Raw genomic sequence first — 11,342 nt, 5'->3', positions numbered from 1 at the left:
TGGCTCAATAATGCGGCCTCTCCCGCTCGACGGCAAATGCCAGGGTGAAAATCCTCGTACTTCTCTTTCCTGGCGCTTATTTATCCCGCTCAAACGTAATGATGGAACGTGTAGTCCCCGGCCAATTCGGCATTTGGCGCCAGGGCGTCAGCACTTCCAGCGTATCGCCCCTGACCTGAAAATCGCGGCATTGCACCGTCCCCACCCACGCCGGATTCCAGGCAGAATCAACCTCTGTGCACCATTGATTGCCCTCGACCCGCTCAATACCGGTATAAGCCACCAGCGTATTCAACAGCGCTGATTTTTCTGCGTCGGAAGCGCCGGGCTTTCTTCCCTCACCGGTCAACACGAAAGCCACTCGATGATCCGCGGTAAAAATAACGCGCCCGGAAGGACGGCTGCCCATTGCCGGAATTTTCTCACGGGTATCCTGGGACTCGACCTGATAGCCGACCAGCTTCCAGGCCCCGACCAGCGGTGACTCATTCGCTGCTGCGCCCGCGCAAAGGCCCATCGAAACAGCCAACCCGATCACATTTGCCTTTATAGGGAATTTCATCGCTCTACCGTCTCAAAAAAGACACAGAGCTTTGCGCACGGCTGCCCGGGGAGATGTAGGGCATATCCCCAAACTACGACAGGAGAATCTGCGGGCGACAAAAGGAAGCACATCGCCCAAAATCGACACTTCCCAACTTACCCTGTAGGCGCACTCAGTTGGCACTGCACAATGACCTTCCGCCGCTGCTGGCCCTGCGCGCTTTTGAGGCGGTGGCGCGGCACTTGAGTTTTATCAAGGCCGCCAATGAGTTGTCGGTTACCCAGAGCGCACTCAGCCACCAAGTGCAAAAGCTCGAACAGTATCTGGGCAAACCACTGTTTATCCGACGCACCCGCGCGATTGATCTGACCGCCGACGGCCAAGGTTACTACGACGAAATCCGCCCGGCCCTCGATATGATCGCCGCCGCCACCCGCGCGCAGAAAGTCGCCCCCACGACCACAATTTTGCGCGTGGGCCTGCTGGCCTCGTTTGCCACCCTGTGGCTGGCCCCGCGTCTGCCCGGGTTTCTCAACCGCTACCCGCATATCCAGGTGGAACTGCTGCCCGCGATTCAATTAGCCAACGTCGCCACCGCCGAGGTCGACCTGGCCATCCGCTATGGCAAGGGCGACTGGCCCGATGTACAGGCCACGCGTTTGATGGCGGAAGTCATTTCACCGGTGTGCAGCCCGGCCTTCAAGGCCAGCCAACTGCACAATGCGCCCTTGTTGATGGCCACCTCGCACCGCCCTTTCGAGTGGACGGATTGGTCGGCGCACTACCAGGTCAACCTCGACCACCATTCCCGCGTGCTGCTGCACGACTACAACATCGTGGTCGAAGCCGCCGTGGCTGGCCAAGGCATCGCCATGGGCCGTCACCGCCTGATAGAGCGCAGGCTCAAGGACGGCAGCCTGGTGGAAGCCTTTGACTGGCCGCCCTACCACAGCGAAATCGGTTACTGGCTGATCGTGCCTCAAGGCCCTGCGAGCCAAGCGGTCGAATGCTTCAGTCAATGGTTGAAAGACACCTGCGCCGATGCATGAGCTATTTCGATACGTCGAGTGAGATCTATCCGTTTGTCGCCCATTGATACAACAAACATGCTCAAACCTCTTAACCCAAGAGGATCCAACATGAGCGACTCCATCCGCCAACGCGTACAAGCCCTTGGCCTGACGCTGCCAACCCCTAGCCAGCCGGCGGCCAATTACATCAATCATGTGGTCAGCCAGAACCAGCTGTTTATCTCCGGGCAAATTCCTATGCTCGACGGCAAACCCGCCTACATCGGCCGGCTGGGGCAATCCCTCAGCGATGAAGAAGGTGCCCAGGCAGCAGAGCTGGCGGCGTTGGGCTTGCTCGGCCAGTTAAGTGCTGCCGTCGGTGATGACCTGTCGCGTGTAGTGCGCATTCTCCGCTTGGGCGTGTTCATCGCCAGCAGCGGCGATTTCACGCGCCAAAGCGTCGTTGCCAATGGCGCATCCAATCTGGTGGTCAATGCCCTGGGCGACAAAGGCCGGCACGTGCGCACCGCCGTCGGCGTCTCGAGCCTGCCCGCCGGCGTCGCCGTGGAGGTGGACGCAATTTTCGAGCTGCTGTCGTGAGCCCGCTGCAGGTCCAGCATCTGCGTGACGACACACCTGGCTGCCAATCAGGCATCGTGCACTTCAACCATGCCGGTGCCTCGCTGCCGAGCCAAGCCACCCTCGACGCGATCATCGACCAGTTGCAACGCGAAGCCCGCGATGGCCCGATGGAGGCCGGCGAGCATGGCGCGATCCTGGTAGAAAAAGCCCGGCGCGCAGCTGGGCAATTACTCAATGCGCCCGTCTCCTCGATTGCCTTCGCCAGCAGCGGCTCAACCGCCTGGAGCCTGGCTTTCCAGGCCTTGGGGCCGTGGCAGCCGGGCGATCGCATCCTGGTTGGGCGCCATGAATGGGGCGGCAACCTGGCGAGTATGCAGTTGGCCGTGCAAGCGGGTGCCCGAGTGGAGGTGATTCCCTGCGATGCAACCGGCGCAGTCTGCCCATTGGCGCTGGAAGCAATGATTGATGCCAACGTCAAGCTGATCGACCTGACCTGGCTGCCGGCCAACGGCGGCCTGATCAACCCTGCCCCAGCCATCGGCGAAGTGGCCAGGCGCCACGCAATCCCCTACTTCATCGACGCCGGCCAAGCGGTCGGCCAGTTGCCGGTGGATGTGCAGGCGCTGCACTGCGATGTGCTCAAGTCCGCCGGGCGTAAACACCTGCGCGGGCCGCGGGGTACGGCGCTGCTGTATGTGCGACCAGACTTTCTGCAACGCCTGAACCCCGCCCAGCGCGACGTGTTCTCGGCGCCCTGGACCGTTGAAGGGTTCGACCTGCGTAACGATGCCCGCCGCTTTGAAACCAGCGAAGTGTCCTACGCCTTATTGGCGGGGTTGGGCAATGCGTTGCAGGAAGTTAACCGACTGGGCGTGGAGCGGACATGGGAAAGGGTCTTGCAGCTTAGCGGACGAATCCGCGACGCGCTGCGTCAGATTCCGGGTGTTTCCCTGCACGATCTGGGCACGCTTCACTCAGGACTGATCGCCTTTAACCTCGCCGGCTGGGAGGCGTTTGAACTCAAACGTCGGCTGGGATTAAAGCGCATCAACATCGGCGCCAATGGTGTGGCCTACACGCCTCTGGATATGCAGGCGCGGGGTCTTACAAGCATCGCGCGGGTTTCTGTCAGCCCACTCAACACCGAACACGACATCGAGTTGCTGATCGCCGCGCTGCGCGAATTGCGCGATTAAACCTCGACGTCCACCCACAAACCCTGGCGCGGCGCGTCCTCGATCAGCGGCGCTACCGGCACGGTGTTGTCGGCGTTGAGCTCATCGCCGGGGATCGCCAAGTGCGCGTCAGGGTCTTCATCCGCTTCGCGCCGGCGTTTCTGCTGTTCTTGCTGGCGGCGTTGTTCTTCGCGCAGTAACAAAGTCGACTGCTCGGCATCGCCCTTTTTCAGGTCGATGGTGCTTTCGTTGGAGCCGGCCTGCACGGGCACCACGGGCGGGATATCCGGCTTCTGGCGCACCGGATCAAGTTGCGACGTAACCGGCACAACGCTCAAGGGCAGTATGGGTGGCAGCATGGTTTTTAGTCTCCTATTGCGCAGACTGTCGGCTGCGGGAGGGGCGACTTGAGCATCAAGCCCCCAACTTGTGAACCAATCGTCATCTATCCGACGAACATATCGCCCTTTTTCTTGCCGCTTGTAGCTTAAAGCTTGAAGCTGCAGCTATTCCTTTTGGTCTGGAAGCCGTGTTCCGTTAGAATAGTCGGCTTTTTCACGGCGGGAGTCAGGCAGCATGGCGCAGCAGTATCAACCGGGGCAACGCTGGATTAGTGACAGCGAAGCAGAGCTGGGGTTAGGCACCGTTCTGGCACAGGACGGGCGCTTGTTGACCGTGCTCTATCCGGCCACTGGCGACACTCGTCAGTATGCGCTACGGAATGCGCCCCTCACTCGTGTGAGGTTTTCGCCGGGTGACAGCATCACCCATTTCGAAGGCTGGAAAATGACCGTACAGGAAGTCGACGACGTCGATGGCCTGCTGGTCTACCACGGCCTCAATGGGCAGAACGAGCAGGTCACCCTGCCGGAAACCCAACTGTCGAACTTCATCCAGTTCCGTCTGGCCAGCGACCGTCTGTTCGCCGGGCAGATCGACCCGCTGGCCTGGTTCTCGCTGCGCTATCACACGCTGGAACACACCAGCCGTCAGTTGCAGTCCTCGCTGTGGGGCCTGGGCGGCGTGCGTGCACAACCTATTGCTCACCAACTGCACATCGCTCGCGAAGTCGCTGACCGTATCGCGCCACGGGTATTGCTGGCCGACGAAGTGGGCCTGGGCAAGACCATCGAAGCCGGCCTGGTGATTCATCGCCAGTTGCTGTCGGGTCGCGCCAACCGCGTGCTGATCCTGGTGCCGGAAAACCTGCAACACCAGTGGCTGGTGGAAATGCGCCGCCGCTTTAACCTGCAGGTTGCGCTGTTCGACGAAGAGCGTTTTATCGAAAGCGATGCCGCCAACCCGTTCGAAGACACCCAGCTTGCACTGGTTGCACTCGAATGGCTGGTGGACGACGAGAAGGCCCAGGACGCGCTGTTCGCTGCTGGCTGGGACCTGTTGGTGGTCGACGAAGCCCACCACTTGGTGTGGCATGAAGAAAAAGCCAGCCCGGAATACGCGCTGGTCGAGCAACTGGCCGAAGTGATCCCTGGCGTGCTGCTGCTCACCGCCACCCCGGAACAACTGGGCCAGGACAGCCACTTCGCGCGCCTGCGCCTGTTGGACCCGAACCGCTTCCACGACCTGCACGCCTTCCGCGCCGAAAGCGAGAACTATCGCCCGGTAGCCGAAGCCGTGCAGGAACTGCTGGACAAGGGCCGCCTGTCGCCAAAAGCGCACAAAACCATCCAGGGTTTCCTCGGTGACGAAGGTGAAGCACTGCTCAGCGCCGTCAACGATGGCGACACCGAAGCCAGCGCACGCCTGGTGCGTGAGCTGCTCGACCGCCACGGCACCGGCCGCGTACTGTTCCGTAACACCCGCGCCGCCGTGCAGGGTTTCCCGGAGCGCAAGCTGCATGCCTACCCGCTGCCGAACCCGGACGAATACCTCGAACTGCCGCTGGGTGAACACGCCGAGCTGTACCCGGAAGTCAGCTTCCAATCGCAACCGGATGTTGAAGAAGAAAACCGCTGGTGGCGCTTCGACCCGCGCGTCGAGTGGCTGATCGACCAGCTGAAAATGCTCAAGCGCACCAAAGTGTTGGTGATCTGCGCCCACGCCGAAACCGCCATGGACCTGGAAGACGCCCTGCGCGTGCGCTCCGGCATCCCGGCCACGGTGTTCCACGAGGGCATGAACATCCTCGAGCGTGACCGCGCTGCTGCCTACTTCGCAGACGAAGAATTCGGCGCCCAGGTGCTGATCTGCTCGGAAATCGGCAGTGAAGGCCGCAACTTCCAGTTCTCCCACCACTTGGTGCTGTTCGACCTGCCGTCCCACCCCGACCTGCTGGAACAGCGGATCGGCCGTTTGGACCGGATCGGCCAGAAGCATGTGATCGAACTGCACGTGCCGTACCTGGAAACCAGCCCGCAAGAGCGCCTGTTCCAGTGGTACCACGAAGCGCTGAACGCGTTCCTCAACACCTGCCCGACCGGCAACGCCTTGCAACATCAGTTCGGCCCACGCCTGCTGCCGCTGCTGGAAAACGCCGACGACGGCGAGTGGCAAGCCCTGATCGACGAAGCGCGTGCCGAGCGCGAGCGTCTGGAACAGGAACTGCACACCGGTCGCGACCGCTTGCTGGAGCTCAACTCCGGCGGCGCGGGTGAAGGCGATGCGCTGGTGGAAGACATTCTTGAGCAAGACGACCAGTTCGCCCTGCCGATCTACATGGAAACCCTGTTCGACGCCTTCGGCATCGACAGCGAGGACCATTCGGAAAACGCACTGATCCTCAAGCCCAGCGAAAAAATGCTCGACGCCAGCTTCCCCCTGGGCGACGACGAAGGTGTGACCATCACCTACGACCGTAACCAGGCGCTGTCGCGTGAAGACATGCAGTTCATCACCTGGGAACACCCGATGGTGCAAGGCGGCATGGACCTGGTGCTGTCCGGCTCGATGGGCAACACCGCCGTGGCGCTGATCAAGAACAAGGCGCTCAAGCCAGGCACCGTGTTGCTCGAACTGCTCTACGTCAGTGAAGTGGTTGCGCCGCGCTCGCTGCAACTGGGCCGCTACCTGCCACCGGCCGCCTTGCGCTGCCTGCTGGATACCAACGGTAATGACCTGTCCGGTCGTGTGTCGTTTGAAACCTTGAACGACCAGTTGGAAAGCGTGCCACGCGCCAGCGCCAACAAGTTTGTGCAGGCCCAGCGCGATCAGCTCACGCCACGCATCAATGCCGGCGAAGAGAAGATCACCCCGCGTCACGCCGAGCGTGTGGCCGAGGCGAAACGCCGTCTGGCAGCCGACACCGACGAAGAACTGGCGCGCCTGACCGCGTTGCAAGCGGTCAACCCGACCGTGCGCGACAGCGAACTGGTGGCGCTGCGCAACCAGCGCGAGCAAGGCCTGGCCATGCTCGACAAGGCTGCGCTGCGGTTGGAGGCGATTCGGGTGTTGGTGGCGGGTTGATCAACATGCGGGCCTTTGATCGTTCCCACGCTCTGCGTGGGAACGCCGCCCTGGACGCTCTGCGTCCGCTCCTAGAAGCATGACGCAGAGCGTCACAGGATGCATTCCCACGCGGAGCGTGGGAACGATCAAGCTACAGCGGCAGCAGCCGGCACCTCAACCGCCCCCAACCCATCCTTCATCTTCTTGGCATCGCGCACAAAACTGCGCGAGGCCTGGAACAGAAACAGCATGGTCAAGAACAGCGCCACCGGAATCAGGTACATGGCGTCGTGCAACCCAACCGCTTTATACGCCTCGGTCATCTGCGAGGCGCCATCGGCATACATTGCCGAATGGGCAAAATGATCAGACAGGCCGCCCACCACCACCGGCCCCATGCCACCGCCGAGCAAGTACAACCCGGCAAAAAACAGCGCCATCGCCGTGGCGCGCAGGCGTGGCTCAACCACGTCCTGAATCGCCGTGTACACGCAGGTGTAGAAGTTATAGGCGAACAACCAGCCCACACTGAACAGCGCCACAAACACGCCAATCTCAATGCGCCCCGCGTGCAAGGCCCAGGCAGTGGTAATGGTCGAGATAATCAAGCTGCACGCGGCAAACAGCAGCCGGCCGTTGGCGACGCGCTGATGGATCTTGTCGGCAATCCAGCCGCCCAGGGTCAGGCCCACCAGCCCGGTGATGCCGACGATCACGCCGGTGGCCACCGCGGCGTCCTGCAACGGCATCAGGAAGTAACGCTGCAACATCGGCACCAAAAATGAATTGCACGCATAGGTGGCGAAGTTAAAGCACAACCCGGCCAGCACCAGCCACAGGAAGGTCGGCACCGCCAGAACGCGACGAATCGGGCGGTCGACGCGCTCCTGGGAGACTTGCACGGTTTCCGCTGCGCCGCGCTTGGGTTCCTTGATATAGAACATGAAGATCGCGAGGATCAGCCCCGGCACGGCGGCGATAAAGAACGGTGCGCGCCAGCTGTCGAACGCCTTGACCATCGCGCCAATGGTGAAGAACGCCAGCAGCAGGCCCAACGGCAAGCCCAGCATGAAAATGCCCATGGCCCGGGCGCGGCGGTGGGCGGGAAACAGGTCGCCGATCAGCGAATTGGCCGCCGGCGCGTAGCTGGCTTCACCGATGCCGATGCCCATTCGCACCAGCAAAAAGGTCCAGAAGCTGCCGACCATGCCGTTGACCGCCGTCAGCCCGCTCCAGGCAAACAGGCCCCAGCCCATCAGTTTGCTGCGTGAGCCAGTATCGGCCAGGCGCCCGAGCGGCAGGCCGGCGATGGCGTAGACGATGGTGAAGGCGGTGCCGATGATACCGAGCTGGAAGTCGCTCAAGTGCCATTCCATGCGGATTGGCTCGATGATGATGGCGGGGATGGTGCGGTCGAAGAAATTGAACAGGTTAGCGAGGAACAGCAGGAACAGAATGCGCCAGGCATTCGCCGCTTGGGTCGAGTTCTGCATGGGTCCGTCTCTTTTATTGTTATGAGAGCTGCGATGCCCGATGCATCCTGCCCGGTACCTGCAACATAATCAGGCCAGGCACGCTTGTCTGTAATGATTCGTAAAGCTGATAGGGCATGATTTCACCCGCAGTGACGGGACTTTCCCTACGAAAATATAAGTTCGCGCCCCCCTTCCCAACCGCCATGGCACGGATAGAATGGCGAGCCTTCCGTAACACCCACATCCTACTTTTCTTATCGATGACGCCCATGTCCGAAGCCAGTCCGTGTCTGAGTTGCGGTGCCTGCTGTTCACACTTTCGCGTGTCTTTCTTCTGGGGCGAGTGCGCCTCATCGGGCGGCACGGTGCCCGATGACCTGGTGGTGCAGATCAACCCCACACGCGTGGCGATGATTGGTACCGACCAGAAACCCGCCAGGTGTTGCAGCCTCGAGGGTGAGGTCGGCAAGGGCACCCGTTGCACCATCTATGAACAACGCTCAAGCCCCTGCCGAGAGTTCGATGCGTCGTGGAGCCAGGGCGAGCAGAACGTCGACTGCGATACCGCTCGCGCCGCCTTTGGCCTGCCGCCATTAGAAGCACCTTTTGAACTGGACCTGCCGATCAGCGCTTAGCATCAAACGCTATGGCAGGCATGCCAAAATGGTTGAAAGCAAAGTGCCATTATCCATGGAAAATCCTGCGCGGCTTCTATACTCGACTTCATAGGTCATCGCCGTTGGCTGTGACGTGACGCTATGACGGGGCTTGCTATGGAATGGCTGGGTCTGCATTTTTTTACCGACCTGCCAGAGAACGGGCACTTATTACTCAATTGCAGTCATAACCCTTTTCTGGTGCTACTGGCGTATCTGGTTGCTTGCGCGGCCGGCTTCGGCACGCTGGACATGGCTGAGCGCGTCGGCCATGTCGAAGACCCTACCGCCCGCCGTCATTGGCGTTGGCTGGGAGCGGGTTGCCTGGCGGGTGGCATCTGGTCGACGCACTTCATCAGCATGCTGGCCTTCCAGGCACCTATCGCCATTCATTATGAATTGATCATGACGTTCGCCTCGCTGGTGATCGCCTTGATCGCTTCGCTGTTCGCCATGCAAACCCTGAGTCATACCCATCTGCGATTCCATCAATACCTGCTGGCGTCGGTATGGATGGGCCTGGGTATCGCGCTGATGCATTACGTGGGCATGTCGGCCATGCGCTCCCAGGCCGATGTGTACTTCGAGACCGACCTGTTCATGGCCTCCGTGGCGATTGCCATCGGCGCCAGCCTGGCCGCGCTGTTGCTGTCGAGCTACCTGCGCACTGGCGCCGGCGTGTTTCATCAACTGCTCAAGTACGCCGCCAGCCTGGTGCTGGGCGCCGGCATCCTCAGCATGCACTTCACCGGCATGGCGGCCATGCGAATGCTGGTACCGGCCGGTGCTGACCTGTCGTTGCCACTGGATAACAACCCGATTCAACTGGGCCTGTCGGTGGCCGTGATCACCCTGCTGGTGATTGGCAGCAGCGTCAGCGCCGCCCTCGCCGACAAAAAACTGCAGCACAAGGAGCGTGACCTGCGCCGGGTCAACGCCCTGCTCAGTGAGCTGGACCAAGCCCGTGCCTCGCTGCAACAAGTGGCGCACTTCGATGCGCTGACCAGCCTGCTCAACCGTCGCGGCTTCAACCAGATCTTTGCCGAGAAGGTCGCCGAAAAAACCGCCGGCCACGGCATGATGGCGGTGATCTTCCTCGATATCGACCACTTCAAGCGCATCAATGACAGCCTCGGCCACGATGCCGGCGACCAACTGCTCACCGTACTGGCCGGGCATATCAAGGGGTCGGTGCGCAGCCATAGCGATGTGGTCGCGCGGTTTGGCGGCGACGAGTTCTGCATCCTGATCAACATTCACCATCGCGACGAAGCGCGGCACCTGGCCCAGCGCATCATGCATAAGATGAAAGAACCAATCGAACTGGCCGGCCGGCGCATGGTGATGACCACCAGCATTGGCATCAGCCTGTTCCCCGATGACGGACTGACCTGCGAAGAGTTGCTTAAAACCGCTGACCTGGCGCTGTACCAGTCCAAGGATGCCGGTCGCAACAGCTTGAACTTCTTCAGCTCCAACCTTAAAACCCGCGCCTTCCTCGAGCTGCAACTGGAGGAGCAATTGCGCGCTGCGTTGCGCGGCCGCAATGAATTGGTGCTGTTCTACCAGCCGATCTTCGACATGAAGCTGGGCAAGGTCACCCGCCTGGAAGCACTGGTGCGCTGGCAACATCCGCAACATGGGCTGCTGGCCCCGGACCGGTTTATCGGCATCGCCGAAAACAACGGGTTGATTGCCGAACTCGACCACTGGGTATTGCGTCAGGCCTGTCACGATTTGAGCCTGCTGTCTGACCGCGGTTACACCGAGCTGACCATGGCCGTGAACTGCTCGGCCTTGAACCTGGCCCGTGACGAGCTGGCCGATGAGATCGAAGCCGCCCTGCGTTTTGCCGGGATCGCCGCCAGCCGCCTGGAACTGGAAGTCACCGAAAACGCGCTGATGGGCAATATCAGCAGCACCCTGGCACTGTTGCGCCAGATCCGCGCCCTGGGCGTTTCGCTGGCCATTGATGATTTCGGCACCGGTTATTCATCCCTGGCCTACCTCAAGCGCCTGCCGCTCAATACCCTGAAGATAGACCGGTCGTTTATCCAGGACATTCCCAAGTCCACCGCCGATGTCGAGATCGTCCAGGCGATCATCGGCATGGCCCACACCCTGCACTTGCAGGTGGTCACCGAAGGCGTTGAAACCCAGGCGCAATTTGAACTGCTGCTCAAGCACGGCTGCGACTTTATCCAGGGTTACCTGCTGAGCCCGGCGGTGCCTTTGAGCGATGTGGTGGGTGTGATCCAGGGCATCCAGATGCGCAACCCACTCTACCCGTTCAGCATCGAGGGCAATAAGGACGCCATCGCGCCGAAGGACCCTGGTGCAGGCCGCATCGGCCCGCCGTCGATTGTCAGGCCCATTCGATGACGTCGTATCTTTGGGATTTAGCCATCATCTACTTGGATGAACGCCGACGAGCGGCCGAATCATCGGAGTACGCCGGGTACTCCTCTTGAAAAGTCAGGGTTGATCGTTCCCAC

9 protein-coding genes are annotated in these 11,342 nt (G+C 61.0%); 6 read left to right on the top strand and 3 right to left on the bottom strand.

Annotated elements, in window-relative coordinates; genetic code table 11:
- Window positions 1-76: 76 nt before the first annotated feature.
- Window positions 77-562, bottom strand: coding sequence for a lipocalin-like domain-containing protein (locus GIW28_RS26025; protein WP_017137224.1), 486 nt, complete (start codon window positions 560-562; stop codon window positions 77-79).
- A 158-nt stretch (window positions 563-720) separates the two neighbouring features.
- On the opposite strand from GIW28_RS26025, the gene GIW28_RS26020 reads away from it, so the two are divergent.
- From GIW28_RS26020 to GIW28_RS26010, 3 genes are all read left to right on the top strand, one after another.
- Window positions 721-1,593: a LysR substrate-binding domain-containing protein gene (locus tag GIW28_RS26020; RefSeq protein ID WP_236446407.1), complete on the top strand. Its 873-nt coding sequence runs from the start codon at window positions 721-723 to the stop codon at window positions 1,591-1,593.
- A 90-nt stretch (window positions 1,594-1,683) separates the two neighbouring features.
- The gene (locus tag GIW28_RS26015) at window positions 1,684-2,154 is read left to right on the top strand and encodes a RidA family protein (protein ID WP_099548591.1); all 471 of its coding nucleotides are present in this window, start codon (window positions 1,684-1,686) and stop codon (window positions 2,152-2,154) included.
- Window positions 2,151-3,332: an aminotransferase class V-fold PLP-dependent enzyme gene (locus GIW28_RS26010; RefSeq protein WP_017137221.1), complete on the top strand. Its 1,182-nt coding sequence runs from the start codon at window positions 2,151-2,153 to the stop codon at window positions 3,330-3,332. Before GIW28_RS26015 ends, GIW28_RS26010 begins: the two co-directional genes overlap by 4 nt.
- On the opposite strand, the gene GIW28_RS26005 is transcribed toward GIW28_RS26010, so the two are convergent.
- Window positions 3,329-3,670 carry a hypothetical protein gene (locus GIW28_RS26005; RefSeq protein ID WP_017137220.1) on the bottom strand — a complete coding sequence of 114 codons (342 nt, stop codon included), beginning with the start codon at window positions 3,668-3,670 and terminating at the stop codon, window positions 3,329-3,331. The genes GIW28_RS26010 and GIW28_RS26005 overlap by 4 nt on opposite strands.
- A 217-nt stretch (window positions 3,671-3,887) precedes the next feature.
- On the opposite strand from GIW28_RS26005, the gene rapA reads away from it, so the two are divergent.
- Window positions 3,888-6,734 (top strand): RNA polymerase-associated protein RapA, encoded by a 2,847-nt coding sequence (gene rapA / locus GIW28_RS26000; RefSeq protein ID WP_017137219.1) that lies wholly within the window; start codon window positions 3,888-3,890, stop codon window positions 6,732-6,734.
- Window positions 6,735-6,862: 128 nt separating this feature from the next.
- On the opposite strand, the gene GIW28_RS25995 is transcribed toward rapA, so the two are convergent.
- Window positions 6,863-8,209, bottom strand: a complete 1,347-nt coding sequence (locus GIW28_RS25995; RefSeq protein ID WP_017137218.1) for a spinster family MFS transporter — start codon at window positions 8,207-8,209, stop codon at window positions 6,863-6,865.
- Window positions 8,210-8,460: 251 nt separating this feature from the next.
- On the opposite strand from GIW28_RS25995, the gene GIW28_RS25990 reads away from it, so the two are divergent.
- Window positions 8,461-8,826, top strand: a complete 366-nt coding sequence (locus GIW28_RS25990) for a YkgJ family cysteine cluster protein (protein ID WP_099548587.1) — start codon at window positions 8,461-8,463, stop codon at window positions 8,824-8,826.
- Window positions 8,827-8,964: 138 nt separating this feature from the next.
- The gene (locus GIW28_RS25985) at window positions 8,965-11,229 is read left to right on the top strand and encodes a putative bifunctional diguanylate cyclase/phosphodiesterase (RefSeq protein WP_099548586.1); all 2,265 of its coding nucleotides are present in this window, start codon (window positions 8,965-8,967) and stop codon (window positions 11,227-11,229) included.
- Window positions 11,230-11,342 lie beyond the last annotated feature (113 nt).

Origin of the sequence: Pseudomonas sp. PA-5-4B (genome assembly GCF_021606215.1) — a bacterium.
GTDB lineage: Bacteria > Pseudomonadota > Gammaproteobacteria > Pseudomonadales > Pseudomonadaceae > Aquipseudomonas > Aquipseudomonas edaphica.
This window is presented reverse-complemented; position numbering and strand designations above follow the sequence as displayed.

Coding starts and splice junctions, on each gene's coding strand:
- GIW28_RS26025 (WP_017137224.1), bottom strand. CDS start 562: ATGAAATTCCCTATAAAGGCAAATGTGATCGGGTTGGCTGTTTCGATG.
- GIW28_RS26005 (WP_017137220.1), bottom strand. CDS start 3,670: ATGCTGCCACCCATACTGCCCTTGAGCGTTGTGCCGGTTACGTCGCAA.
- GIW28_RS25990 (WP_099548587.1), top strand. CDS start 8,461: ATGTCCGAAGCCAGTCCGTGTCTGAGTTGCGGTGCCTGCTGTTCACAC.
- GIW28_RS25985 (WP_099548586.1), top strand. CDS start 8,965: ATGGAATGGCTGGGTCTGCATTTTTTTACCGACCTGCCAGAGAACGGG.
- GIW28_RS26015 (WP_099548591.1), top strand. CDS start 1,684: ATGAGCGACTCCATCCGCCAACGCGTACAAGCCCTTGGCCTGACGCTG.
- rapA (WP_017137219.1), top strand. CDS start 3,888: ATGGCGCAGCAGTATCAACCGGGGCAACGCTGGATTAGTGACAGCGAA.
- GIW28_RS25995 (WP_017137218.1), bottom strand. CDS start 8,209: ATGCAGAACTCGACCCAAGCGGCGAATGCCTGGCGCATTCTGTTCCTG.